This is a genomic window from Bradyrhizobium quebecense, assembly GCF_013373795.3.
GTDB lineage: Bacteria > Pseudomonadota > Alphaproteobacteria > Rhizobiales > Xanthobacteraceae > Bradyrhizobium > Bradyrhizobium quebecense.
Genome location: NZ_CP088022.1, coordinates 8,681,437 through 8,707,406, shown reverse-complemented (window position 1 = coordinate 8,707,406; position 25,970 = coordinate 8,681,437). Strand labels below are relative to the sequence as shown.

17 protein-coding genes and 13 pseudogenes are annotated in these 25,970 nt (G+C 59.9%); 12 read left to right on the top strand and 18 right to left on the bottom strand.

All coding sequences use genetic code 11. From position 1 onward, the window contains the following. The first annotated feature begins 37 nt into the window (after positions 1–37). Both HU230_RS41310 and HU230_RS43975 read left to right on the top strand, forming a co-directional pair. The gene (locus tag HU230_RS41310) at positions 38–394 is read left to right on the top strand and encodes an oleate hydratase (RefSeq protein ID WP_166103990.1); all 357 of its coding nucleotides are present in this window, start codon (positions 38–40) and stop codon (positions 392–394) included. A gap of 7 nt (positions 395–401) precedes the next feature. Next, positions 402–1,087, top strand: a pseudogene (locus HU230_RS43975) (oleate hydratase). Here the strand turns inward: HU230_RS43975 and HU230_RS44450 are convergent. The 6 genes and pseudogenes from HU230_RS44450 to HU230_RS41275 all read right to left on the bottom strand — a co-directional run. Then, positions 1,066–2,058: pseudogene (locus HU230_RS44450) on the bottom strand (IS110 family RNA-guided transposase); the annotation flags it as partial. The pseudogenes HU230_RS43975 and HU230_RS44450 overlap by 22 nt on opposite strands. Before the next feature lie 602 nt (positions 2,059–2,660). Further along, a pseudogene (locus HU230_RS41295) lies at positions 2,661–3,791 on the bottom strand (IS3 family transposase). A gap of 54 nt (positions 3,792–3,845) precedes the next feature. Continuing rightward, the gene (gene tnpB / locus HU230_RS41290) at positions 3,846–4,064 is read right to left on the bottom strand and encodes an IS66 family insertion sequence element accessory protein TnpB (protein ID WP_173640834.1); all 219 of its coding nucleotides are present in this window, start codon (positions 4,062–4,064) and stop codon (positions 3,846–3,848) included. Further along, positions 4,061–4,474, bottom strand: a complete 414-nt coding sequence (locus HU230_RS41285) for a transposase (protein WP_176533514.1) — start codon at positions 4,472–4,474, stop codon at positions 4,061–4,063. The genes tnpB and HU230_RS41285 overlap by 4 nt, the downstream gene beginning before the upstream one ends. 38 nt (positions 4,475–4,512) lie before the next feature. Beyond that, positions 4,513–4,761 (bottom strand): hypothetical protein, encoded by a 249-nt coding sequence (locus HU230_RS41280; RefSeq protein ID WP_173640762.1) that lies wholly within the window; start codon positions 4,759–4,761, stop codon positions 4,513–4,515. Positions 4,762–4,857: 96 nt separating this feature from the next. Then, positions 4,858–5,049: a hypothetical protein gene (locus HU230_RS41275; RefSeq protein WP_166104006.1), complete on the bottom strand. Its 192-nt coding sequence runs from the start codon at positions 5,047–5,049 to the stop codon at positions 4,858–4,860. Between the two features lie 853 nt (positions 5,050–5,902). Here HU230_RS41275 and HU230_RS41270 point away from each other — a divergent pair. Both HU230_RS41270 and tnpC read left to right on the top strand, forming a co-directional pair. Next, positions 5,903–6,456: pseudogene (locus HU230_RS41270) on the top strand (transposase); the annotation flags it as partial. A gap of 809 nt (positions 6,457–7,265) precedes the next feature. Beyond that, a pseudogene (tnpC, locus tag HU230_RS41260) lies at positions 7,266–8,090 on the top strand (IS66 family transposase); the annotation flags it as partial. Here the strand turns inward: tnpC and HU230_RS41255 are convergent. The 3 genes and pseudogenes from HU230_RS41255 to HU230_RS41245 all read right to left on the bottom strand — a co-directional run. Beyond that, positions 8,072–8,664, bottom strand: a pseudogene (locus tag HU230_RS41255) (transposase family protein); the annotation flags it as partial. The pseudogenes tnpC and HU230_RS41255 sit on opposite strands and share 19 nt — an antisense overlap. 173 nt (positions 8,665–8,837) lie before the next feature. Then, positions 8,838–8,978: pseudogene (locus HU230_RS41250) on the bottom strand (IS5/IS1182 family transposase); the annotation flags it as partial. An 84-nt stretch (positions 8,979–9,062) separates the two neighbouring features. Further along, positions 9,063–9,506 (bottom strand): hypothetical protein, encoded by a 444-nt coding sequence (locus HU230_RS41245; protein ID WP_234633847.1) that lies wholly within the window; start codon positions 9,504–9,506, stop codon positions 9,063–9,065. Between the two features lie 641 nt (positions 9,507–10,147). Between HU230_RS41245 and nopM the strand changes: the two genes are divergently transcribed. Then, entirely contained in the window at positions 10,148–11,875 is a 1,728-nt protein-coding gene (gene nopM / locus HU230_RS41240; protein ID WP_176533515.1) for a T3SS effector NEL-type E3 ubiquitin ligase NopM, read from the top strand. Between the two features lie 824 nt (positions 11,876–12,699). After that, positions 12,700–12,834: a DUF2628 domain-containing protein gene (locus tag HU230_RS41235; protein ID WP_371821700.1), complete on the top strand. Its 135-nt coding sequence runs from the start codon at positions 12,700–12,702 to the stop codon at positions 12,832–12,834. A gap of 328 nt (positions 12,835–13,162) precedes the next feature. On the opposite strand, the pseudogene HU230_RS41230 reads toward HU230_RS41235, so the two are convergent. From HU230_RS41230 to HU230_RS41220, 3 genes and pseudogenes are all read right to left on the bottom strand, one after another. Next, positions 13,163–13,465, bottom strand: a pseudogene (locus tag HU230_RS41230) (class I SAM-dependent methyltransferase); the annotation flags it as partial. Between the two features lie 31 nt (positions 13,466–13,496). Continuing rightward, complete coding sequence (locus tag HU230_RS41225; protein ID WP_224924243.1) at positions 13,497–14,852, bottom strand: DEAD/DEAH box helicase; 1,356 nt, start codon at positions 14,850–14,852, stop codon at positions 13,497–13,499. Between the two features lie 153 nt (positions 14,853–15,005). Beyond that, positions 15,006–15,257, bottom strand: a complete 252-nt coding sequence (locus tag HU230_RS41220) for a zincin-like metallopeptidase domain-containing protein (RefSeq protein WP_176533516.1) — start codon at positions 15,255–15,257, stop codon at positions 15,006–15,008. On the opposite strand from HU230_RS41220, the gene HU230_RS41215 reads away from it, so the two are divergent. Then, the gene (locus tag HU230_RS41215; protein WP_166104017.1) at positions 15,256–15,438 is read left to right on the top strand and encodes a hypothetical protein; all 183 of its coding nucleotides are present in this window, start codon (positions 15,256–15,258) and stop codon (positions 15,436–15,438) included. The genes HU230_RS41220 and HU230_RS41215 overlap by 2 nt on opposite strands. A 337-nt stretch (positions 15,439–15,775) precedes the next feature. On the opposite strand, the gene HU230_RS41210 is transcribed toward HU230_RS41215, so the two are convergent. The 3 genes from HU230_RS41210 to solA all read right to left on the bottom strand — a co-directional run bounded on the left by HU230_RS41210 (position 15,776) and on the right by solA (position 18,431). Further along, a complete protein-coding gene (locus HU230_RS41210; RefSeq protein WP_321576397.1) occupies positions 15,776–15,964 on the bottom strand; it encodes a WGR domain-containing protein in 189 nt (62 codons plus the stop codon). Positions 15,965–16,191: 227 nt separating this feature from the next. Beyond that, the gene (locus tag HU230_RS41205; protein ID WP_166104020.1) at positions 16,192–16,737 is read right to left on the bottom strand and encodes a nucleotidyl transferase AbiEii/AbiGii toxin family protein; all 546 of its coding nucleotides are present in this window, start codon (positions 16,735–16,737) and stop codon (positions 16,192–16,194) included. 545 nt (positions 16,738–17,282) lie between these two features. Further along, positions 17,283–18,431, bottom strand: a complete 1,149-nt coding sequence (solA, locus tag HU230_RS41200; protein ID WP_176533517.1) for an N-methyl-L-tryptophan oxidase — start codon at positions 18,429–18,431, stop codon at positions 17,283–17,285. A gap of 905 nt (positions 18,432–19,336) precedes the next feature. Here solA and HU230_RS41195 point away from each other — a divergent pair. After that, positions 19,337–19,516, top strand: coding sequence for a hypothetical protein (locus tag HU230_RS41195; protein ID WP_176533518.1), 180 nt, complete (start codon positions 19,337–19,339; stop codon positions 19,514–19,516). A 139-nt stretch (positions 19,517–19,655) separates the two neighbouring features. After that, positions 19,656–19,877, top strand: a pseudogene (locus HU230_RS41190) (transposase); the annotation flags it as partial. Here the strand turns inward: HU230_RS41190 and HU230_RS41185 are convergent. Both HU230_RS41185 and HU230_RS41180 read right to left on the bottom strand, forming a co-directional pair. Beyond that, positions 19,872–20,428, bottom strand: a pseudogene (locus HU230_RS41185) (helix-turn-helix domain-containing protein); the annotation flags it as partial. The pseudogenes HU230_RS41190 and HU230_RS41185 overlap by 6 nt on opposite strands. 155 nt (positions 20,429–20,583) lie before the next feature. After that, a pseudogene (locus tag HU230_RS41180) lies at positions 20,584–21,357 on the bottom strand (outer membrane protein). 107 nt (positions 21,358–21,464) lie between these two features. On the opposite strand from HU230_RS41180, the gene HU230_RS41175 reads away from it, so the two are divergent. Together HU230_RS41175 and HU230_RS41170 are read left to right on the top strand one after the other, a co-directional pair. After that, on the top strand, positions 21,465–22,181 hold the full coding sequence (locus HU230_RS41175) for a ParA family protein (RefSeq protein WP_224924242.1): 717 nt from the start codon (positions 21,465–21,467) through the stop codon (positions 22,179–22,181). Beyond that, the gene (locus tag HU230_RS41170; RefSeq protein WP_210284302.1) at positions 22,150–23,112 is read left to right on the top strand and encodes a hypothetical protein; all 963 of its coding nucleotides are present in this window, start codon (positions 22,150–22,152) and stop codon (positions 23,110–23,112) included. The genes HU230_RS41175 and HU230_RS41170 overlap by 32 nt, the downstream gene beginning before the upstream one ends. Before the next feature lie 418 nt (positions 23,113–23,530). Here the strand turns inward: HU230_RS41170 and HU230_RS44305 are convergent. Further along, positions 23,531–24,609, bottom strand: a pseudogene (locus HU230_RS44305) (IS110 family RNA-guided transposase). Between the two features lie 69 nt (positions 24,610–24,678). On the opposite strand from HU230_RS44305, the pseudogene HU230_RS41160 reads away from it, so the two are divergent. Next, positions 24,679–24,991: pseudogene (locus HU230_RS41160) on the top strand (integrase core domain-containing protein); the annotation flags it as partial. Positions 24,992–25,970 lie beyond the last annotated feature (979 nt).

Genomic DNA, 25,970 nt, shown 5'->3' with positions numbered 1-25,970 from the left:
ATCGGCGCGCCGATTGCATAGACATTCCAACCGCTAGATGCTGGCGAACTTTATGTCCTCTGCTTCTCTCGTTTCTCGCCTTAATCCACCGAAGCAGGCGGCTCCTCGCAAGGCCTATTTGGTCGGAACAGGCATCGCCGCCCTGGCCGCAGCGGCTTACCTCGTCAAGGAGGGCGGGCTATCCGGCCCGAATGTCGTCCTGTTCGAGCAAATGGAGCAGTTCGGCGGAAGCCTCGACGCACATGGCGATCCGAAGGACGGATATGTCATGCGCGGCGGGCGCATGTTCGAGGAAAAGTTCAACTGTACCTACGACTTGTTATCCTTCATTCCCTCGATTGCCGACGAGACCAAATCGGCGAAGGACGAACTGAGAAAGATCGGCTCGACCTGATCGCGCCTTGCGCGGCTCCAGAATCGGTGCTCGACGCCAGGACGATCCAGAACTGGTTCGAACCCCACTTTTCCGCAGCAAGTTCTGGCTCATCTGGTCTACAACCTTTGCATTTGCGCCATGGCACAGTGCCGTCGAGTTCAAGCGATACTGTCTGCGCTTCCTGCATCTGTTCTCGACGATCGACACTTTCGCGGGGATCTACCGCACCCAGCTCAACCAGTTCGACGCCATGGTCCGTCCGACCGTCGCATGGTTGACGGCGCGGGGCGTGCGGCTGGAGATGGGGACGGAAGTGACCGATGTTGACATTGTCGCCGAAGGCGGGACGAAGACCGCGACGCGCTTGCGCTATCGGCATTGCGGCGAAGATCGCGCCATCGATCTGGCCGAACGGGATCTTGTGTTCGTGACCAACGGGTCAATGACATCCGATACGAGCTACGGTTCGATGGACACGGTTCCCGTGCGGAATACGGAGCGAACTGGAGGACGTGGAAACTTTGGGAGCGCGTGGCTGCCAAGAGTCCGGATTTCGGCTACCCCGCCGCCTTCGCTTCCAAGATCGGTCAGTCCAAATGGGAATCGTTCACAGTCACCGCGGACGACTCGAGCTTCTTCGACCGGCTAGAAGCCTTCTCCGGCAGTAAGGCCGTCAAAGGCGAGAATCCGCCGTCGACCCAGATACAGTGAAGAACGATGGCGATTTTGCGCGCGATGGCGACCTTTGCCTTTCGCATGCCAATCCGATTGGCGAGCTTCATGCCCCAAGCCTTGAGAGAGGACCATTTCTTCGTTCGATAAAGCAGGACGGTCGCCGCCCCGTACAGGTACGTTCGGAGAAGACGGTCGCCCCATCGTGATATCTTGCCGTTGATGTCAGTTTCACCAGACTGGTTTCGTCGGGGCGTAAGACCCAGATAGGCGCCGACGCTTGATGCCGATCGGAAGCGCGATGGGTCGTCGATCGTATGGCGGAAGGCCAAGGCGGTCACGACGCCGACACCAGGAACCGTCATCAGGCGGCGCGTCGTCTCATCCGACTTCGCCAACTGGCGGACTTCGTCGTCGAACTTGCTTTGCTGCTTGCAGATCTGCTCATGGATCGACAGAAGCGGCGCGATCACACCGAGGAGTTGATGATCTTCGCCCAATAGCTCGCAGACCTGATTGCGAAACTTCAGTCCGATCGCGCGTGGGAAGAGCAAGCCCTATTCTTTGATTAGACTGCGGACCTGGTTCTCGATATCTCGACGAATGGCCACGAGCCGAGATCTCGCGATGAGTATCGCGCGGATCTTCTGACTTTCCTCACTCTTGACTTTGACTTCTCGATACCAGCCAACCCGCACCAATTCGGCCAGACCTCGAGCATCATTCCGATCGCTCTTGTTCATGCGTACGGACAAAGCCGCGTGGGCATGCCGCGCGTCGATGCAGACCACCGGAAGATCAACCCTACGAAGTTCATGCCATAGCCAACTCGCCATCGCCCCGGTCTCAAATCCGATGCGCTGCGCCTGTGGCGCCCGCTTGCGAAGCAGTGCCGTGAGCGCCCCCGGGTCGGACTTGGCCTTTCCCTCGAACAAGACCTGACCCACTTCGTCGACCACACATACTGACGTTTCTCTTTGCGAGACATCCAGCCCAACATATTGCTTCATAGCCCCCTCCGATTCGCGAGATTGCGGGAAGGCTTGAAGATAGCGGACCTTTCGAGCCGCGGGCGCCGACCGCAATTACGTCATCGTTTGCAAATTTGACCCCCGCATTGCCTCACCCAGAATGTTACTGGACAACTTTTCGCCGATGATTGGGGCGGTGCCATCGAATTGGTTCGGTGGCGTCTATGCGGGAAAGATCAGCATGCGCGCGCGGCGCGAGGTGGTGTCGGCGGTAACGGAGCGTTACCGGTCGGCCACACGAGCGGAGAAGGGACGGATCCTCGACGAGCGATGCGTGGTGGCAATGATGCGTGGTGGAAATAACGCAGTCGTCTTGAGCCTCCGCGCCCCTATCCCCGATACTGCGCAAGTCAGTCGTACGGTCGCCGCTCTGAAGGTTGGAGGTTGACCACAGTTCCCCTTTCTATTTGAACCCAAAGCAGGCCTGAGAGAACAGAGCTGGTCCCGGTTGTTTGGACAGGGCCCCGCGAAAATTAAGTGGATTCCTGCCGGGTTATGCTGAACGCGGGGCTTTACGATTTTGCTGTGGCGTCGGGAGGGCGCAAGCCCGACCAGAGCCGCAGCAAAATCGTTGGCGACGATCATGCGGCCGTCACCATCGTTTGCGCGCCGAAGTAAGCCTCGTCGGGCGTGCGTTCGTCAAGGCTCGAGTGAGGACGTCCTCGATTGTAGAACGCCAGATATTTGGAAATCGATGCTCGCGCCTCGAGCACGCTGTCGTAAGCACGCAGATAGACTTCCTCGTATTTGACAGTGCGCCACAGCCGCTCGACGAACACGTTGTCGCGCCAGGCACCCTTGCCGTCCATGCTGATGGCGATGTTCGCGTCCAGCAGCACGCCGGCGAAGTCGAGGCTGGTGAACTGGCTACCCTGATCCGTGTTGAAGAAGATCTCGGGCCTGCCGTGCTTCGCCAACGCCTCCTGGAGCGCTTCGACGCAGAATATCGTCTCCATCGTGATCGATACGCGATGGACCAATACCCTTCAGCTGAACACATCGACGACCGCGGCGAGGTAAACGAATCCACGTCGCATCGGAATGTAACTGATGTCCATTGCCCAGACCTGGTTCGGCCGCTCGATCTTCAATCCGCGCAATAGGTACGGGTAGATCTTCTGGCCCGGTGCGGGCTTGCTCGTGTTCGGACGGCGATAGATCGCCTCGATCCCCATGCGCTTCATCAGCGTCGCGACGTGGCGGCGGCCAACCTGCATGCCCTCACGCTGCAACAGCGATCGCAGCATGCGCCCCCCTGCGAAGGGATAATCGAGGTGCAGCTCATCGAGCCGGCGCATCAAGACAAGTCCTCGGCCGAAACCGGCCGAGGTTCATAGTAAACCGTACTGCGGGCAAGGTTCAGGACCTTCGCCTGGCGCACGACAGACAGATCATGGTCGCGGTCGATCATCGCTTTGCGCTCAGCAGGCCCGCCTTGGTGAGCGCGCCGGACAAAAAATCGTTCTCCAACGCAAGCTCGCCGATCTTGGCATGTAACGCTTCAAATCGACCGGCGCCTCGGCCGGTCCGTTGTCCTGCCCAAACACTCCGGCGGCGCCTTCCAGGAGTTGGGACTTGCAGGTCGTGATCTGGTTCGGATGGACATCAAACAGTTGCGCCAGCTCGGCCAATGTCTTCTCCCCCTTCACGGCCGCCAAAGCCACCTTTGCCTTGAATGCCGGAGAATGCGTCCGGCGACTCCTCTTCGTCATCTTCGCTCCTGTTTCGCGGCAAGAATCCTCGCCGCTCTCAGGCAGAAAATCCACTCAAGCTACTGTCTGAATTTGCGGAGCCAGCTCTTCTGACAAAGGGACGTACAATGAAACGAGCTGTGCTCGTTTCGATCGGAACACGAAGGCTGCGCCGCTGAACGGGTCGAGACGAAGCATCTCCTGCACCTTCGCCGCAAGCCCATCGTGGCCACAGCGGAAGTCGATCGGCCGCGTCGCGATGTAAATCTTCAGATCGGCACCGGCCGCGATCATCGTGACGCTCGGACTGCGCGGATCACCCGGGACAGCTGCTCGCCATCTATGGCTGTGTCCGTCCGCAGCACAACATCGCCGATCGCGATCTCAAGCTTGATCGCCGGAACCTGACGCTCCTCCAACGCGCTTTCCACGACCAGCGCTGCGAATGTCGACTGCGATGCCTCGCACGGCGCCAACATGCCTCGCTGTCGAAAGCGGCGTCGCCAATCGTAAATATGCCAGCGCGTCGCTCCGTGCTTGCGCGCCACCTCGGACACCTGGGCACCAGGTAGCAGACTCTCGGCGACGATCCGGGCTCTCTCAGCCTCCGAACACACACGGCGCCCCGACGGTCCTTCGAGGACCTCCACCAGCCCTACCGGTGAGCCGCCCAAATGGACGTCCTTTTTGCTGTCCAATCCCATCCAAACCTCCGTTCCAAGCCGGAGGCTTCTTCGCACATTCATTCTAACTCTGAAGCCAGGGTATCGGCTTCGCGCTTACGCTTGTTGCCTTCGCCGCCAACTCCGATTGCGGCGACCAGCACGAGATCGTCGCCGAGATGCAGCCCGTCGATTTGGACCACCAGATGGTCGAGCGCGGACAGATCGGCAGCCATGAAGTCAGCCAGCCGCGCCGCCCGGCTGCCCGCAATTGTCGGTTCTGCGTGCGGCCCACAAGCTCGCCACGATCGCATGACGATCAAGCCCATTGCCCACGTCTCGAGGCCCGCGTAACATTCACTCCCGTCGGCCCGACGTAGTTCAACACCGATCGGGACATCCCCACGGTCATCAGCGCAGCCTCCTCAATAGCCGAGCTGCAGGCGACGCAGAATCTTCCGCTTTCGGCGCGCCCGACGCTCTGGGGTGATATGGATTATCTGGGCCGGGCCCGCGATGGCAGGGCGCACCGACCGCGTCAGCGGCCTCACCATCTCGTCGCAAAACGAGGCCATGAACTGCAGAGGCGCGAGGGCGAGATCGACAAAGAACAGCATGTGGCTACTCCTTTCTTTAAGCCGTAGTTGTTTCGCACCAGATCGAGTAGGTCGCACTCTGTCTGGCGGCGCTCGAACTCCTCACCTACCAACAGATCATCGACAGTTCGCACGCGCCCGAATTGCGCGCGGTATCCCGTGTCGTGCTCCAGACCGTCCCCACAGCGAAACCGTACCCACAGCGAGAGCAACCAGATCACCCTGGTCGGCAGACGGCAACAGAAGCGGAGAGCGCCAGACGGCTGCAAGCTTTGCTCCTTCATCGGCCGTGCGCTCGGTGATCCCGAGGGATCGGTCCTATCAGTGGATGAGTTCACCGCGCGCCGGTGGGCAAGGTGCCCAAGCTATCCGAGCAGCATTTCCATACTAGAGAAGACTGCTCACCGATTGTTCATTTCGCGGGCCGGCTTGTGTTCCCGATCGCAACATTCTTAAACCCGGCGCCGTTCATTTCCGCGGCAACGGCCTCTGCTTCCTCAATCGTCCGGCACGGCTGAATGACCGACCGCTCCGACGTCCGCTTGCGAAGATCACTACGGTTCTCCCTCCAATTCCAGAGGAAACATGCTGCTCTATTGGCGGCTTGGCAATGCGGGATCCTACGGGGTTGCGGTATTTTTGAGCTGCCCCAAGCCCCCAGGGTCCTGCGGGAGAGACGCCTATTCTTGGCGACGACGTTGCCGGACGACATACACCAAGGCTCACCCGCAGAACGGATTGCCCCTTAAATGGCGTGAGCCGTCCTTCGGTTGTCATCCCGCCCCGGCGCGATCGAGTCCTGCTTGTCCCTCTGACTTGAAGGATGGAGGAGTATGCGCCTGGTGCCGACCGCGATCCGGACGGCCGGCGCCCCCTAGCGAGCTATTTCGGGCTGAACCCGCGGGTGCGGCAGTCGGGACTGGGAGCCGCCCATCACGTCGCATCAGCGAGATCGGGCGCAGTCACGCGCGCGCCATGCTGGTCGAGGCGGCCTGGGCAGCGGCCAAGGCGCCCGGTCCACTGCGTGCTTTTTTCGTGCGCATCCGCACCCGGCGCGGCCATCAGATCGCCGCGGTCGCCGTGGCTCGCAAGCTTACTGTGCTCTGCTGGCATTTGCTGACGAAGAGCGAGGATTACCTGTGGGCGCACCCGGCGCTGGTCGCCAACAAGACCCGCGCGATGCAACTTCAAGCCGGACATCCCCAACAGAAAGGTAACCGCCGTGGACCAGCCTATGCCTGCAACATCAAGGCGCTGCGCGACTGCGAGATGTTGATTGCCGCCCAGGCCGATCAAAGCTACGATTCGTGTCGCAATGGCAGCCGCGTCGGGCAAAAACCGGCGCGCGGGCGCCTCAGCTGGGCAAGACAAAATAGGAAGTCTGGTGACCCAAGCGGTGGCAAATTGGAATTTGGTTGCAGACTGTGATCAAGCACCTTTTTCGACGCTCAAGAATTCGCGCGCCTGCAACACACACGACCGATCTGGTGGAAATCTGAAGTGGACCACGTGGATAGGACTACTTGATCCGGTTTCGATCCGACCGCTCTGGGACCCTTATCATGTTGCCAACCGGCAGAGGTGCTGGACAAGTTGCTGTCATGAGTGAGAACAGGTGTTCCGACGGAGTTCGCCCTGGGCGCCGCGATCGGAATGATGGATCAATCTGGCCAAACTCCTGAATAGGATAGCAGATACCCCTGCGATGGCCCAATCGATCCTACGATTGCTGTCGACCAGTTGCAGTCCCTGGATGAGAAGATCGCCCATTTAGAACAAGAACTGGGGATGTCCCGGGTTCTGTTGAATTTCTGAAGAGGTCGGCGTTGCCCACCTTGAGCCGGTAGGCTCGGGGTGCTGATTCCACAAAGAAGAGCAACGCCATGACAAGAGATATCACACCGGCTGGTTGGCCGGCGACCGGGGCGGTGGACGAAGCGTTTGCAGAAGTGCGGGCGAGCTTCGATCGGTTCTGCCTTGCGGCAGGGATCGAGGCGCTCGGCACGATGATGGAGGCGGATGTTGTGGCGGGCCGCGCCACGATCGCGAGGCGGCGCGGCGGACGCACCTTGGGCCGAACGCGGGGACGGATCGGCTTCCACGGCGGCAAGATCGAGGTCGAGCGCCCGCGGGTCCGGGGCGTGGATGGCGGCGAGGTCACGATCCCGAGCTGGGAAACGGCGGCGCAGGAGGATTGGCTCGGTCGCGGGGCGATGAACCTGATGCTGATCAATGTGCGCATCTACGACGTACTGAAACTGCGGCTCAGGTGCCAGGCCCTCATCCACGGCGACGAAACAACGGTTCAGGTATTGAAGGAAAAGGACAAGGAAGCCTCCAGCACCTCGTACATGTGGGCCTATTGCAGCGGCGAGGACAGTGAGCAGCCGATTGTGCTGTTCGATTATCAGCCTGGTCGTGGGCAGGAACACCCGCAGACCTTCCTTGGCGACTACCGCGGCATCTTGATGAGTGACGGTTACTCGGCCTGGCGCACGTTGAAAGGCGCCACGCATATCGGATGCGTGGCCCACGCCAGGCGGCGCTTTGTCGACGCCCTCAAAGCGAGGAAGAAACCCGGCGGGCTGCCGGCGCAAGCCCTCAAGTTCTTCGACCAACTCTACCGGATTGAAAGACAGGTGCGTGAAGAAAAACCGGATGACGGCGAAACGCGGGCCAATTACAGGCGCCGCTTCCGCCAGCAACACAGCATTCCTGTCCTGAACACTCTCAAGGCATGGCTCGAAGCAATCGCCGCAAAGGTCGTGCCCGACACCAAGCTCGGCGATGCTGTCTCCTATACGCTCAATCAGTGGGAATATCTGACGCGCTACAACGAGGACGGCGAGATGCCGATCCACAACAACCTTCTTGAGCGCGACATCAGAATCTTCGCCTGTGGCAGGAAAAATTGGCTCTTCAGCGATACCGTTGATGGAGCCAGCGCCAGTGCCGTTGTCTATAGCCTGGTGCTGACCTGTCGCGCCTGTAGCGTTGAGCCCTTCGCATGGTTGCGACATGTCCTCACCGAATTGCCCCAGCGGGCGCGGCCTTTGAGGTAGCAGCGGCCGAGGCGTCCTTCAGCCTTCAAATGGCCGATCACGGGCTCGATAGCGGAACGGCGCCGCAGCTAGCGCTTGATAGTGCCGAAGACGCCGCGCTTCTGGCCGGAGATGAAGACGCGGCGCGGGTTCTGTGCGTCATGGCCGCGGTATCCCTTGTCGACAAAGGCGCGCTCGATCGCGCACCCGGTGAGTGTCTCGGTTCGGTCGATGACGTCCCGCAGGGTGTGACCGTCGTAAGGGTTATCGGGCAGCGCTTGGCGTGCAGCACGAACTGGCCGCCGGGAGCAGGCCGGTTGTTGGTGACTATGGAAGCCTTCACGCCGAACTCGTAAGGCGCGCTGGCCTTACCCTTGCCGATGCACTCCACCTCGGGGGCATGGAAGGAATACAGCTTCCAGCCGCGCTGGCGCTGCTGCTGCGAGCGGATCTGCGTGGCCCGGCTCAACGGGAGTGCGAACGCCTCTTCGAGCGCATCCTGGCCTTCGATCTTGCGGCGGATGTCGCGGATGATCCGGCCCAGGCGGCTGCGCACGATGCGCAACTGCCGCTGGTGCCGCTTGAACGTAAGCGCGACTTTCTCGTCACATTGAATCTCGCATAGAATCAGTCGGCCCCTACGAGAGCCAGTGGATTCGCTGCTGGATGAGAGATTATGTTATATCAGGCCGGGTTTTCGGCGCTGCGGCTTTTGGGGAAGTTGAGAGGGAGTAGATCTTCAGTATCGTCGTCGTCGCGGCGCGTCGGTTAAGAAGCCGATTTGAGTGGCGTGCGGTGGCTGGTGACTGAGAAGAAGGCAGCCAGGAAGAGGTACCAAAGAGCCCTTAGCCAGGCGAGGACGCGGCGGAAATTGTAACCGACGGCGGAGAGGATGACGTTGGCGGCATCGTCGACGAGCTATCCGCCCACGGCGACATCAGCCCCTGAGTCGGTTCTGCAGTGCCTGCCGATTGACAACGAGGTTGCTGAGGTTCAGCAGGTGTGGCTCCCGTCCTTGCTCCAATTGCCTAACCAGCGCCCGCGTGCCGTCCACCACGAAGACGCCGCAATCATAGCCGTTCCGCTGCCGGGCCATGCCGGCTCCAGGCGGAGGTCCAGCCGACTTGCGGGATGTTCTGCATCCTTGTTGTTGAGTCCGCCGTAGGAATCGTAGTGATAGGCGACCGGCCGGCCCCGGTCGCTGCGATCAACGAACAGCAGCGACCAGTGGTTGCCGAGGCTATTAGGATCTTCAGGATCGGCATTAGTCACGAGCAGGAACAGGAAGTCGGCTGCATCATTACCATTATCATCATCGACGATGCGCTGGAATTCGGTTCGCACGACGCCATCGTCGTCAGAGCGCAGATAATTTAGAACGATGAGGGGATTCACGAACCGCGTTCGGGCGGCGAGATTTGGATGGTACCTCTGCAAATCCTGCTCCTGGAGCCGGTGATCCCTGTCGATATGCTCGTCGCCCAGCCATTCCGTCCTCGAGCACCAGCCCGCGGCCGTGGGACGAGGCTGTCGGACCTAAAGCCCCGATCTGAGCATCAGCGGAGGTGCTCGGAAACGGCCGTACAGAATTAGCATCGTCGCGTGATTCAGACGGCGTGGGCGCAGTCAGATCAACCAATGGAAAACCGCCGTAGGTGTCTGAGCGAGCCCTGGCAGCGGGCGCCGGCGCTGCTTCCATTGCGGAGGACCTCCTCAAGCCCCGAAATAAGGCGAGCATCCTCGGAATAAAGAGGCGGGCTTACTTCTGTCACCGCTGGCAACCGAGCGACCCGGGGTTCTGCAGCGACACTCGTCAGCTGATCGACAGGTAGGCCTGCTAAGGGCAGAACGCTGCCACGTTGACGGTCCTCCGGGACTTAATCTGGTCAACGAAATGGCAGGAAGCCTCGCAGCAGTAGCGATCCATTTGCCGCATTTGGGCTCATGTGAACCTGTACCGGCTCGAGTCGCGCGGGAGCCGCAGCGCACGTGCGCTGGCTCTCGAATGATCATGACAACCAGCCTGTTTCGCGACCTTGAGAAGCGGGGGCATTCTTGTTCTGACGATGGAGAAATTGATGAACACAGGACAGGCACAGCGGAGTGCAGGTTCTTCCTCGGACGCTTCTGAAGAGGGGGAGCAGGAAAGTTACCTCAGCGGCTTCAGCCGAGCCGTGGCGGATTTGGTCGAAGCCATGACAGGATATCGGACCCCGGCCTCCGCGCGCGCGCAGATCCTGGACAACTGGGTTGCCGAAGAGGGGCAGGGCGAAGCCGAGAATCGGCGACAGGGGCGCACACGAATTAGGGTTTCGGACAACGCGGGCTCGCACTTGCTGGATTTGTCCTCCCTCTCCCTGACCGCTTTGCCCGCCGCCCTGCCGCCAAGATTGCTTGAACTGCGCGCCAGGCACAACGAGCTAAGCAGCCTGCCCGCTAGCTTCCCACCCGGTCTTCAGCATCTTCTCATTAGCCATAACCGGTTGATCAGTTTGCCGGACGCTCTTCCGGCGACCCTCTCTCGGCTGGAGGTGGCCGATAACAGCTTGACCAGTCTGCCGGCCAACCTTCCGGCTCGGCTCGAGATCCTGAACGCAAGCGACAACCGACTAACTAGCCTGCCGGACGCTCTCCCGAGCAGGCTCACCTCGCTCGCGGTTAGTGGCAATCAGCTGACCGACCTCCCCGACTCCCTCCCATCGGGGCTCATTGAACTCGATGTCAGCAGCAATCAATTGGCCAACCTCCCCGCCCCTCTTCCGAGCACGCTCCAATCGCTCAATCTCAGCGGTAACCGGCTGACCAGCCTACCTGAGGGTCTTTTATCGAGTTTTAGCTATCCGCATTTGGAGAACCTCGAGTTCGGGGATAACCCGCTGCCGGACGACGTCCTCGCTAATCTGGCGGCGGCTGAAGCGCCACCTCAGCTTGCGCAGCAATCTCTGTATGAGGCTGCCGCGCACTGGCTGGGAGACGCCCCCTCGGCACTGGCCGAATGGCAGCACTTTGCGGATGAGCCCGGCGCGCAGGACTACGCACGGTTCCTAGAGAGGCTACGAGAGACCGTTAATTATGGCAATCACGAGTTTCGGCAGAGAGTGGCTGATGATCTGCGGCAGGCGGCGGCCAATCCGAGATTGCGCGAGCAGTTTTTTGCACAGGCTTCCGAGGCCAACGCGAGCTGCGAGGATCGAGTTACCTTGCACTGGAACGGTATGCAGACCGCGCGCCTCAACGCTGATGTCGAGGGCGGCGTCTATGACGATCGTCTTGGCGAACTGATCCAGCGCGGCCGTGTTGCGTTCCGCTTGGAGGCGCTTGACGAGATCGCGCGCGACAGGGTCAACTCGCTCCTCAGCCTCGACCCAGACATAGACGACGTGGAAGTCTACTTGGCCTATCAACATCGGCTGCGCGAGCCGCTGGAGCTCAGTCACGTCGCCCCTGACATGCGCTTCCTGGCGGTCTCTCGCGTAAGCGAGGATGATGCGACGGAGGCGCTGGACCTGGTCCGGGAGCGGGAAGCGAACCAATTCACCGACTATATGGCCACCCGCTGGCAACCTTGGGAGACGGTGCTGAGGCGCATCGCACCGGACGAACATGCAGCGATGCAGGACCGGCTTGTCGAAGCCATGGGCGAAGAGTTTCAAAGCCGTCTGGATCAGCGACTGGCCGAACATGGTCTGGTAGGCGACGTCGATGCCGAGCGGGTGCTCGGAGCCCAAGTCCGAAACCAAATCGCAGCCGAGATAAAAGGCGAGGTCATGCACCGGCTGCTCGCAGAGCGTGGCCTAGAACAATGAGACTCAAGAGTCCCGCAGGGATATTTTCATTGCTCTATGGGGCTGCTTCAAGATGGATTCCCGCAATCGGCATCATCCTTGAGCTGACGATTGGCGCTCGAGCCAGAGGCTGAGGCGCGGCCCGTTGAGGGCCGCACGCATCTACCGCCGTGAAGATCGCCCGATGTGCGGCAGCGTGAAATGGTCGGCGTGCAGCCGGTTCGAAACTGCTCAGAAGACTTCGCCGACGAAGGATCCCTCCAATGACGGATTCTTCGGCTTGGCGACCCAACAAAAAGCAGAGTGGTAGTACTCTTCCTGCCGCATCTTGAATGGGGATCGCAAGGCGCTCGAACGGCGCCGCGCACCTACTCGAGAAAAATACATAAATACGTGAAGATCCTTGAGCGCTTATTCGAACCTTCTCCTCTCAGGATTTGCAGCAGCAATCCGGGGAGATGCAGCGGGCTGCCGTATCCGGCCGCGTCGCAATCATGAACCACGGCAAACCAGATCGATTATGATGTCGGTCGATGAATTTCGTCGGCTCAAACCGAAGGCCGGTGAAAAGGTGCCGACAGAATCGGAGCGCCCCCCTCCTGTCGTCAGGCGGGTCCGATGCGAGACCCGCTCGGGTATTCGACCTCAGACCTCAAGACGGCGTCTTCCTGCAGGCTCGCATGGAAGACCACAGCGAATGCATACTGGCGTCTCAACCAAGGGGCAGCTCGGCGGCTGATCTCCGGGTGCATGATCCGGAAAAGGTCGTGCCGGTTTTCCGGAAGATCATGCTGTAAGTAAGAGTCCATCCTCGGCGGAGCGTTCGAAGCCGGTCTATACAGTGCATGCCCCCGCGGCCAACGGCGCGGCTCTTGCGGCGGCCGACAAATTCGTCTTCGTACGCGACCGGCTTCCATTTCTGGGCCGCGATTGCGGGCGTGATCTGGCTGGCCTGGAACAGGCTCTGGCTGGCGCGCTAATCGGCTGGCTCGTGCTGACCTTTGCTATCGATTTCGCCCTAGCCTTGGCGTCGGCCGCAGTGCGACCTTCTTCGCTTGCCGCACTTCGAACGATACGTTGGAAACGGCAATACGCCGCACTCGATCGTAGAAATCTGACGCAGCGGCGACCTCGATCATACGGCACGGCAACACATGGATTCGCAATCGGCGAAGTAGTCATAACCAAGGCTTCTCTGTAAGACTACCGACCTGATAGAAAGTAATCATTCAGGAAGTCAGGGTATGATCCACTTCGGTGTACAGTTCCTTGGGGCATACCCACAACTATCCTCGGAAAAGGAACCCGTCACGGCTCCAACGCAACCTGCAAGCCCGCGTTGCCTCCAATATGCACATAACGGGGCCCGATAGGCCGACCCCTGCCGCTGGCGACGGTGACAATGTTTTCGAGAGGGGTGGCGCGAGCATCCATCTCAGGGCGGGACAAGAGCAAATCGGCGTGAAACAGCCCTTCCGACTCAAGACCGGTAGTATCGACGCCAAGAGCCGCCAAGGTGGCCAAACAACTTTCAAACTCTTCAGCATCGCGAAAGCAACGCTGGATAAATGTCGCGCCGGTAAGACGTTCCGTTACAAGGCCACGCTTCGCGGCCATGACGCACAGAACCCGCGCCGCGTCTTCATCTGCCGGCCAGAAGCGCGGCGTCTTCGGTTGAGACGATGGCGCGTATTTCGGGCGGGTCGGCACGAAACCGCGCGATGGTCTCTTGGTTCCGCTGGCCCGATGAGCCGTTGATAATGCCAACCTTGAGCCCGAGTTCTAATGCCTGAATTGTGGTCTGCGTTTCGCGCCGCCCGGTGAAGACGACCATTCGCCAGCCGGTCGGAGTTTGCTGCTTGAGCATCGAAACGAGTTGACGAAGCCCTTCGAGCTTCGCGCTCGTTCTCATGGGCGTGACGATCGCTTTGACGGTTTCCGCTAGTTCGCGTGGCACCATCTCGTTACGGGCCATCGTCTGGAGTTGCGCCATGAGCGCGTGTAGACTGCTCGTCAACGCTTGCAGAATGCTGATCTGGGCGAGCCGATTGAGCTTTTGGATCGGTTTGGCTATGGCATTGATGAGCGCAAGCTCCTCCTCCGATGGGGTGACTTTGTGCAACTGGATCTTCCGTTCGGGAAAATCCAGATTGGCGTCGCCCCGTCTAACGCGCGACATATAGCCATAGACGATCTTACGAAACTCCTCTCGCGCCTCTGGCTTGAGGACGCGCGCATTTTCGCGCTTATCGTCCATGAAGCGGCGGGCAAAGACGCCTTCGTTGCCGAATAGATTTTCGTGTCCGCGCGCAACCGTGAGGAGTTCGACCAAGGAATAAAGATCCCATAGCCGATTTTGGATTGGTGTCGCGGTCAGCATCAGCACGTAGCGGAAGCGGCGTCGCTGCAGCGCCCTGTGAAATACCTTCGCGACCTGCGGCGTGGGATCAACGCCATAGAGGTTACGAAGCTTGTGAGCTTCGTCGAGCACAAGCATGTCGAAACGGTCATCGGGAATCTTGTCGAGATGGACGCGCGCGGAATGATAGGTCGTAATGATCGCGCCCATTTCATCAGGGTCGGCTGAAACAAGTTTGCTTCCGGTAACGACCTCGCCCGGGATATCGAACTTTGTCCCGAGCTCGTCCTTCCATTGTGGGCCAAGCAGTTTGGGCGCAACGATCAGAATCTTCGCCACCCGATTTCGGGCCATGAGCTCGCTTGCCACAAGCCCAGCGGATATCGTTTTGCCGAGACCGACATCGTCTGCGAGTAGGGTCACCGGCAAACGTCGGCAAAATGTGATGAGGTTTTGTACCTGGTGGTGGAAGGGCTCAAGTCGGCCCTTCCAACGGAACTCGGATTTGAAATCGTCGCGGCTTTCGATCACGATTGGATCGGTCAGCCCCCACTCAAGCGCGGCCCGATAGACGGTATAATGCTGGTACGATTTCGCTCGCCGCAAGATCTTGGTCTGTAGCCCCTGCGCCGCCGCCATGGCACCCGCCCCCTTTGAAAATAGAGTGGCGCTAGGTTTGGGGGACCGCAAGCCCTTCTTTTGCCAGATCACCCAAAGGTTTAGTCCTTATGGACGCACGACCGCGCCTGCCGATCGCCAGTGGGCGCACCAGATCGAAGCTGGCGGCGGGATTTAGCCGACCAGTTGCAGACCCCGGTCCTGCGGTGAAGCCGCAGGCGCCTCGCCGTAGATGGGCTGCAAGCTGCGCAGATATTCGGCTGCCTTTTGGGCGTACGAGCAAGTGGTGAAGAGGCCCCTTTTAACGTTCTTCGAGATCTTAATCCACGATCCGATATAGGCGGCGTGCACTTCCCTCACCTCTGGTCTGAGGTTGAAATCGGCCGAAAGGAAGGCCCCGCCAAGTTCGGCGACGAGTTTTTCCATGTCCTCGCACAAGCTGGCCCATGGCGCAGCGCAAATCCGAAACGTCGAACTGGATCGCGTCAACTTCAGCCGCGAATTGCTTTTGCCGCTCCGTCTCGTAGGCGCGGAGCGCGTTCATATACGGCGCGTTTTCATCTGGATCGGACATAGCAGTTATTTCGGGTACGGCAGTGGCTTCTGAAAGGCGGACGCTCCTCATAGAGGACCATGAGACTCTGTCGCGGAGTGGTTTGGCGTGATCGTCGATTGCCCACAAGACGGTTTCACAGAACGAGATGTCGGCCCCGGGGTGGATAGCTACACTCTCCAAAATCGCCGCAGTAGCGCGCACTTGCCGCCCTGGGTCGCGGCAAGAATTGAGAATTCCACCGCGACTTCATCGGGGACGCGAAGCGCGATCAAAGGCATGCGGGCCAATCAGCCAGCTTGCGGTATGTCGCACGCTGGCTCCAAACGCGGAAATTCTCGCTGGAGATAACCACGGCGGGTCTTGCGCCTGAGCCAAGACTCGAGGGCCTTTACAGCTGCACGCGCCCCTTGAACAGATCGAGCCGCCGTCGCCCGCGCCCACCGAGAGGACCCCATTCACGCACCAATGCCGTATCGCCAAACAGCGTCGGTTCGATCGTGAGCACATAGAACCGCGCCATGTTGCGGGCCGGATCGCGACGCTCGAGCACGAGATATTGCACCGTGAGTTCGGACATGCGCCAGAATCGCAATTACCGAATCGACCGTCCAATTAAATAAATGAATTAATCCGGGCCAGCGATTCAGAACTTTCATGCGGGCAATGAGACCGTCGCAGTCAGGCTCGCGCCGGCTGAGCTGAAGCCGCAATCTCCACTCCTGCTGGGCGGCGGAGTGCTCCCTGGACATGTCGTCTGAACGAGTTGCCACGCGCGTGCTCGACGGAGATCCCCCTCCTCCGACCTCAGGCATTACGCAAGACTTCCTCGAGTTGCGCGACGAGCTTCGCCCAGTGCTCGGCAGGAAGCTTGTCCAGATTGATCTGCTTCCAGCACACCGCCGGCAGCTCCGCCGCGCCAGGGACGCCCAGCAGGCTCCAATCCGGCTCGCCGCGCTTAAACCCTATGAGGAAATCCTTATGAGCTTGCGGCATTTTTCCCGCGATCTCGGCGATCAGCGTTTCTCGGGCTTCGAGCAACTCGTCCAGACTTACTTCATCGGCGCTCATGCCCTCGAAGCCGTGCGTGAACTCGTGCTCGATATCCTTGCGACGAGGAACCACGACCTCGGAAATCGGCCTGTCATGGCTGATGAGGTAGATGATGAATGCCTCGCGGAGATCATCCGTGATGCCTTCGTTGGCGAGCAGATCGCGGACATCGAACAGGTCGCGCGGATGCTGCCGGTCGAGCGCCGCGAGATACGGGTGTTGAAGATCCTTCTCGAGTCGGAACGGAACGCCCGCCGCGAGGAAGAGGCCAGGCACACTCGCACGATCGAGGCGCTTCAACGCGAGATCGAGATCGCCAGCCGCGGTTTGACCGACCGGGGCGCCGAAGGCGTCCGGCCATCGCGGACGGTCGGCGCGCCGGAACCGCGCTCAAGGACCAGATCCTGAGGGCCACCGACGACCGGTTCGGACCATTGGCGCGAAGATTGCTGCGGCCCGGCTCCAGATGGCTTGCAACGGAACGAAGGATTGGCGCTCGTACTTCGAATCCTTGAAACAGGTCCGCCCCGGCCTGACACCGGCACGTTATCAATCGGCGGGATCGATCGCGCTGGCGGCATCTCCAAGCGCGGCAACCACCAGGTTCGGACCTATCTGTTCGAGGCCGCGAACGTCCTGCGAACGGACGTCTTACGCCGAGCAAAGAGTTGCGCTGGACTGTAAGCAACCTGCATCATCTCGTGCTGCTCTCAAAATCAACCGCTAGAATCGGCCAGCAAGAGCTGCGGGCGACTCGGTTGTTTGCGGGAGCTCCATTGGTTCCCGAGCCCACGACCGCAATTACGCCATTGTCTGCAATACCAGAATTGGACGCCATTGACCTGTCAGGAGCTTGGCGGCTCGACGCCGCTGAACCGGTCTAATTGGAATGCCTTCGGCGCTATCAGCTTCGCATCGAGCGCCAAATCCGCGAGCATCGTACCGATCGCGCTGGCGAACTTGGCACCGTGACCGGAGCAAGGCGAGGCGACGATGATGCGGGGATCGGCCGGAAGTCGGTCAATGATGAATTCGTTGCCCTCGTCCGGTCGCAGGTCTGCTCGGAGCGTGTTCGTGTAGAGGCAGATATCGCGCTCGACGATTGGGCCCGCCGCTCCGGGGACCAATTCGGCGAGCGTCAATCCAACAGTCTCCAGTTCTGCGTCGGTCGGCTGCGGGTGCCAGGCGTCTGCCCCCACGACCGGCCCATGGTCATGCTGTGCAGCCTTCACGCCTCGTCCCTCAAAATCGGGAAAGCCGTATACCACTCCTTTCTCCCCTTCGACAATGAACGCCGGAAACTCACCGTAACGCACCAATTCCGGTTTGGCCGGCTTGAACCAACCGACCGTTTGTCGGGTGATCTTTAAGTGTCGTGCAAGTCCCGGGACTAGCCCGGCAATCCACGGTCCAGCCGCGATGATGGCCCTCTCGGCCAAGATTACCTCTTGGGGCATTGAAATACGGATGCCGGCGGCCACCGGCCGTATTCGGGCCGGAGCCAGAATGATGCGGTGCTCGGCTCCTTCGCGAAATGCGCGGATCGCAGCTTCGGCCAATAGGATCCCGCCGCTTTCCTGGACGACCACATCCCAGTGTTCGGGAAGCCGGAAGGCGGGAAATGCGGCGTTTGCTTCCGCTCCCGTGGCTGGACCGGGGACGGCGTCCTTCAGCGCGGCAGCGCGGGAGTCGGCCACCATCTTCGATCCGGGAGGTCCTGCTTCGAGTACATGAGTCGGCATCAGGATTGTCCGTCCACTGGCGGCCTCCAGCATCCGCCATCCCTTGAAGGCAGCATCGCTTAGCTCCGTGTAGGCCGCGCTCTCGAAATTGAAGCGTCGGTACACTCGGCATGAGCCATGCGACGAGCCGCGAGCCTCGCCCAAGACAAGAGGGTCGAATCCGAGCACGTCGGTCCCACGACGCAGCAGCGAATGGAACGCAGAGCTTCCTATCAGCCCGAGGCCGACGACGGCGACTTCGCAAACACGCATTCCTCACCCCGTCTTCCGCTGTCCAACGCGCGCTATTAATCCGCCGCGCCACCGCACTTTTAAGCTCCGCCCTTTGTGGACACGCTGCAGCCGCAGCAGGAGCACAAGAATCATCCGCCGTGCCGCAGCCATCGATAAGGGAGCGCCGCGCCATCGACCAGAGTCGTTACCATAGTCGGAGAGTGAGCGGCGCTCGACCCGCCTGCGCCGAACGGCGAAATGCCGCCTCGCTCCCGCAATCGCGGGCGAGCACCGCCGCCATCGCAGTGCCATAGAGCGCCAACGGTGCTTCCGCGAAGAGCACGCCGCGAATAACTGCTCGAGCAGCAGAAAGGTCGCGAGCGCGTGGGGCTGTGAGAGGCGCTGCGGCGGAGAACGGTGCGAAGACCGGAAGCAGCAGGCGGCAGTCGCGCACTATCGCAGCACAGCATTCTCCGCATCGTCCCCTCGTCGCGGTGTGATGGTGTTCTGAGCAAAGCAAGCGACGTGCCGAACTGAAAGTCCTTCTGCAAGCACTACATTCTCTGTTGGACAGAGCGGCGCTTGTTGATGTTGGGTCAAAGCTGACAACATTCGTGAGGATCCAAACATCTCCTCATTTTGAGCACCACCGCAGCCAGAAAGGGCTGCCAGCGTTACCCGCGACCCTCTTCAGGCCAAGTTTTGAGTCGGATCGCCGTTTAGACATCGAACCGGTGGAGGAGGAATGGCACGGCTGTCTCGGTATACAGTTCGTTCTCCGCTTGAGAGCCGCTTGCAATTGAGACGCAGGCGCCCGAACATGTTAGGTAAGCGGTTGGAGAATGATCCGGATTTCAAAGCGAACGGCGCCCACCTCGAACAGACGAACGAGCAAATGCAAACGCATAACAGTATTGGGGAGCTGCAGCGACAAGGTTTCGAGCTTGGAAGGCATTAAGCCTGCTTGCGGCAAACGCGATAGCTATGTTCATTCGACAGGGGAAAACGAGTTCATCAAGATCAATACATTCGGGCGCTTCGAGACCATCGCCTACAAGTTGCCACTGGCCGCTGTCCGGCGCCTGGCATGGACGCTGCCCGAGCCGGCCAAGAGGCTTCGCTGAAGGAGCAACGCCAAACGGCTGCCAGGATCGAGGTCAATATACAAAAGTAACCATGTTGACCTGGATCGCGACCAAGCGGCATGTGGCCCATCACAGCGACGGTCGCTCGTTGGCCCTGGCGCCGACGACTCGGGCATATAGGAGAGGACGCGACTTTGCGGCCTGGCTGGGGCTCACCCCGCTGCAGCGCTCCACGGGCGGAAAGCAGAAGCTCGGCGAGACATCCCGCATGGGCGAACGAACTCTGCGCCGACTATTAATCATCGGTGCGAGCGCAGCCGTGCGCTGGGCAATGCGTAAAGGCTCGACCGCAAATCCTTGGCTTGCGCGCTTGCTTGCCCGCAAGCCGTCCATGCTCGTGATCGAGTGCCTGAATGTGGCTTTTCTCATCGATGCTGAGGACAAGGGCTCGGTTTGGGATAGGTAAAGGCCGATGATATTGCCCACCTTGACGACGAACAGCGGATCGCTCGACAGCTTGAATGTCTGGCTACGGTGCGGCAAGCCGAACGCCGCCCACATGCGGCGGATCGTGGTGTGGAAAAAGCCAGTTTCCGCCGCCATCGAGCGGATCGACTGGGCGTCGCGTCGGCTGGCGTCAGCCGCAACGTTCGTTCGATCACCGCGGCAACCTGATCGGCGTTGATGGTGCGGGGTCAGCCATGGCGCGCCTCTTCAAGCAGACCATCACAGCGATCCTTCAAAACGCGATGGCGCCATTTGGCAACGGTGTGTTCATGGAGGCCGAGTTTGGCAGCCACGGACTTGCTAAGGCAAGCCGTCCGCACACCACAGGATCGCGCGGTACCGCTCAGATAGCGAGCGGGCAACGTGGTGACGACGAACGTGCCTCTCCAAGTACGTCCGCTCCTGCTGACTTAGCACCAACGGCGCGATCGGCCGGCCTCTCACACCTGCATTTGCGACAAGCGCTCTGCTTCAGAGGTCCCAGCGCCGATTTATGTGGCGAACTTGCGTTCCAGATGACTACCTTGAGAGAGGAGCAACGCGCGTCAAGGATTGTCTCTAGCGCTCCGTGTGATCGAACGCTTCCGTTCCGGCGAAGATCAATATGTCGTGGCGACCGCGCCACCCCAGCGGTAATTCAGGCGGACCAGACCGATATCGACGTCCTGACTGATACGGGCAGTCCCCGCGAAAGCGGCCGCCGGACCACCCACGAGTCCAGGTGAAAAAAGAAGTCCACGTCCCGATGACCCATGAACAGGTGGTCGTACTCAACGCCGATGGACCAGTTCGGAGCGAAGCCAAATTCAAGGCCCGCCCCTACCGTGCCGCCCCAACAAGTTTCGCTGCCGTTGTCGATAGTCAGCCCAGTCGCAAAATCGAAGACCCGGTATTTGTCGCGGACAACCGCAGCGCCACCCTTCACATAGAGCAGCATGTTATTCCAGGCATAGCCGACTTGGCCCGTGAACAGGCCGAATGCATCAAGCTTGGATTCATCCTGGACGCCTGCAAAAGCGAGGTTGGCGTTGGAGCCCTTGAAATCGGCCCAGTCGCCCTACGCCTCCAGGCCAAACTGCGAGTTGGCTATTTGCCAGCGATAGTCGATTTGACCGCCGACCGTGCCTCCCGTCGCATTATGGCAACCCTATGCCGACGGGCGGAGCGACAATCGCGCCTCCGGCGTTGACCACGTCCCAGCATTGATGCGCGGAGCCGCCGCCGCCATTTATGCCGACGTAGAAGCCGCTCCAATCATAGATTGGAATGACCGCTGGGAGCGCTTTGACGTAGGGCCCCGCGGCCAGATCAGCGGCAGAGGAAGGGGCAACCAGCGCGATCAGGGCTACCGTGCCCAGCAGGACCTTTTTCATTCTCTAAACCCAGCTTCGTATCGACCGTCCCTGACGGGTATAGGACGAAGATTGCCATGTGCCCGTCCTCTCCATCAATTCCCAAGGTTGGTAGTTGACTGACGCCCATGCAGCCGACGACTCATGCGTCTCATCTCGTTGTCATCCGGGAAGCGCAGGATATGCATGTCCTTGTTCTGGTCACCCAAAAAGGCGGAAGCGGCAAAAGCACGCTGGCGGTTGGCATTGCGGTCGCGGCGATGGGGAACGGGGAGCGCGTCGCAATTGTCGAGGCGGATCCACAAGGCACGATTTCAAAATGGAAAGAGCGGCGTTGCCATCCCTATCCGCGGGTCGTTCGGATCTCCGATCCCGCCGAACTAGAAGTGGCTCTCGTCAGCCTTGAAGCTGAGGGAATCTGGCTTACGGTCATCGATACCGCCGCCACGAACAATGCAATGGCCGTGCTCGCCATCGCGAGGGGCGATCTTTGCCTGATCCCAGTGCGTCCGAGTCTGGCCGACATCGAAGCTGCGATACCGACACTGATTGCTATTCGTAGGCTCAACCGCCGATTCGCTTTCGTCCTCAATCAGACGCCACCGCGGGGCTGCCGCTTGAGTGAAGCTGCAACGTCCCTCAATTCGCTCGGAGTGCTTGCGCATCCCTATGTCGGACAGCGCAATGTCCACCAGGACGCGCTTGGGGCCGGATTAGGCGTAACCGAGTTTGCACAAGAGGGAAGAGCCTCGGAGGAAGTTCGTGAGCTTTGGCGCTGGGTCTTGAAAACGCTTGTCGAGGGGTCGTTAGATCATGAGCCACACGAAAAAAAGGCGTCGTGCTAGCCATACGCGCTGTGCGCGACGCTCGCTGGTGGAGCTTACCGCGGCGGCGAGCCGAGCCGTTGACGATGGCCTGTTTGTGTTGTCCAGCGGGATTGCCGCTTCCAATCCGCGATCGGAGCACACAGGAGAGAAGACGCCTGATCAAGCAATGCTTGCGAGGCAAGCGACGGCTCCGGGTGCCGTTGCGGTGCTTGAATCTCGGAATGCGGCGGCGCCGCGCAAGGACGAACTTCTAGATTCCGACGCTACGACTGAGATGATGGTGAAGATTGCCAATCTCGTAGAGACACGGGTGGGGAGGGAAGCGGCACCGAAAGACATCGGCCGCTCCGGTCTTGAAGGCGACTTTTTGACCGCTCTCAAAGAAGCCGCAACAGAGTTCCCCGCGGATGCGGCCGAGTTGATCGTGCAGAAGGAACCTGCCGACGGCGCGGGGCAGCCGCAACTGCGATACATGCGGCGGCTCACTGACGAGGCGGTCAGATTGCTGGACGATCTTCAGAGCGGCAAGCTGGAGAATCAGGCGAACTTCATCCTGAGCGAATGCTTCAGAGAAGCCGCTAGCGCGTTCTCTATGATCAATCAGCAGCTCAAGCGCGACGGCTATGCTGCGAGCATTGATCCATCAATCTTCATTTGGCTTGCCAATCTCATCGAACCGGAGACGCGCGACACCGGGACCATGCGGCTTGAGATCGTACCCAACCACCGAGCTCGTCCGAGCACGTATGCGCGCCAGGTCGGTCAATTCATCTGGCACCTTGTCGAGAGGCAAGGCTGCGGGCGACAGGCCGCATATCGGGCTGCGCTCACGAAGTTCAGCATAAGCGCGAGTTTCGCCGAGACGGCCTATGCCTTTTGGGAGCCGATCTTCAAGCGGGCGGGACCGCACGTGAAGATGCTGACCCGCATTTCAGATCCAGAAATGTAAAGCAAAGCAGCGTGGGCATTTGGCGTCCGATTTAACTGAGGCCCCTGAGAGGACTGCCCGGCAACTTCGTCCGAGCTCTGGACGAAGAAGACGCTGACCTTGGGGCCGCTCCTGCATGGCCCATAATTGCGCTGATAAGGGCCCGGAGCGAAGCCGGCTGATCGTGCTGGGCGCCGTGACAATTGCGCTTGTGAAATCGAAGCCAGTACCGCATCTTGATTGTGCTCGTACTGCTCCAAGATTGCATCCCATAGGACTTTCCACTCCTTCGAGCCCCATTCGTAAGAACGTTGAAATAGAGGCGCCAACATCTGTTCGATGCCTTTGAAGAGTTCAATTATTGGACGGGACGAGCTTCCATCGAAAGTCTCTATTGGCGAAGGTTGCGCAGCGGACGTGCTTCTATTAACAAGAGAATCTAATTCATGCATGTTGTCGGTCTCAGATCAAGATCGGTCGAATGTTGTGCAATCAAGTTCGCTGCCTGCCACTGATTATTTCCTCCAGAGAGAGTCATCGCCCAGACGATCCGGGCCAGACTTGTTGGCAACGGCGATGGCGACGACGACCATGTCCGACGCCGTTCAAGCAGGACTTTGATCCAGCCGCCTCCAACCCGGGAGCGTGCCTTTGGGCACCGAACGACGTTACGTGCTCCGATGACAAGCAAGTGCCTGAGATAGGAATCGCCCTGTTCGTAATCCGGCCGAGCCGATCCTTCCCGCCGGTGAAATTCTGCTTAGGCGTCAGGCCAAGCCAGGCCGCGAACTCGCGCCCGGAGCGGAACATTGTCGCATCCGGCACGGTCGCGGCGAGAGCCGTGGCCGTTATGTGACCGATCCCTGGAATCGAGGACAGCAACTTCGTCATCGGATTTATTCGCTGGATCTGAGCTAGCTCGCGCTCGATGGCCTCGACCTGCCGGTCCAATTCCTTCAGTTGGTTCACAAGGACGGCTAGTGCAATTCGGGCGTGGGCCGGTAGCATCAGTTCCTCGTCATCCAACAAGCCCACCAGACCGTCCGCCCGTTGCCGGCCTTGCCCGGCAATGATTCCGAACTCAGCAAAATGAGCCCGAGTGGCGCAGGCTGTCGTGGCCCGTTGGCGGACCAACAAAGCCTCTTGCACGATGAAGCATCAAGAAGCCATGGTTCTCGACGCTCTTGATTGGAACGAACCGCATATTGGGACGGGTGACCCCTTCGCAGATTGCAGCCGCGTCAACGGCGTCATGCTTGGCTCCTCTTCGTAGGTAGGGTTTAACATAGGCTGGCGGGATCAATCTCACATCGTGTCCAACTGGCGAATCTCCCGCGCCCGGTTGTGAGCAGTCGCGCAGGCCTCAATGCCGACTAGGCAAGGTACGAGCGAGGAGAAGAACGACACGATCTCGCCTGGCCGGAGGCGTTGGCGACAGGCCACTTGGCCTTGGCCATCAACGGCATGGATGTGAAATACGTGCTCCGAAACGTCCAACCCAATTGTCGCGACTTCCATTGGTGAACTGCTGGCTGTTAGCGGGTTCGTCCATCGCCAGCATATCGCCGGCGCCGAGGGAGCGGGGCCGTCTTCCCCATCAATGGCCGGATGCGCGATGAGCTGCTCAACGAGACCCTGTTCTTCGATCTTGGCGGCGCCCGCGCCAAGATCGCCAACTGGGTCGACGATGACAATCTCCGGCAGCCTCACTCGTCGCTGTAGTATGTCATCCCCCGCGGCCTATGCAGCCCACCTCACCGCAACGGACGATCGGCTACGCAACCCCGACCAGCTTCGCCGATCGTTCGTTGCTCCAACCGCGCCACTTGGCGTCCAAGATCCCGACACTCTAATGCCGCTGGATGAAAGTTCAGTGGCAGGTCCATTCGTGAATCCATGATCGCTCCTCCAGATTGGTTAGAAGCCGACATTGTGGTTCGATAGATGCACAACTTAAATTCCGATTCGAGTTTTGCAGTGTGTCAGGGTTGCAGTCGCGCGTAAGCGCGCAATCAATCTGCAACGAGCAGGCCTACGTGCGAGTGAATTTGCGTGATGCGAAGCACTGAAGCTTCCTGCCTGTGCGCTTGCGACGCGAGACGCGACGCCGACCCTCGAGGCAACGCCCTGAACTGCGACGTTTGTTTGTAGAAAGCACAACGCCGCCCGCTCAAAATGCATGCGGGCGGCGTTGGCTCTAGCCCCAGGAAGGAAATGCAAAATCCTAGCTTGCATAGAATATGGAGGAGGGCGCACGCCGTCGCTATCCGTAAGACTCCGGTATCCTCCAATGAATAGGGGAACTGTGCGGCGCGGGGTCTCGGATCAAGAAACTCAGTTGCTCGCCCAAAGCCAACTTTCAAGCTCAGCAATTTGGATCGAGAATGATCGGGGAATTTGGCCTCCTGAGTATGTTGCTGCGGTGGCTACAAATGACGCGGGCGCTGCCTTGGAGAAACCGCCCAAGCGCAAGTCTGGGCTGAGCAGATTTGGCCATCTCATGGGGTCGCGAGTGTGAATGTTTGAGAAGCCAAGCCCGCACGTTTCTCAGCAACTCGCGTACCAAACGGGCACGACGAAAAGAGAGAGGGAAGAACAGGACGCGCGCGGTTGACTAGTCGCGCCCTCGGAAAAGCGTGCGAGCGGCTGCTGACGACCGCCCGCACGAGTTGCGGTATGAAGAGAAGAAGCAAGAAGCCGTACTTTTAAAGCAGCAGACGAGCCAGAGCCGCGCTGGCGCTGGGATTGTCAGAACTTTTGTGTCAGGGGTTTCTGTGAAGGGTGAATTTGTCTCCCGGCATCAAGAACAAGGCATCAGCGGCATGGTGGATGAGTTTGCTTGGCCGCACCGAGCGTTCAAGTCCCGAAGCCGCGGAGCG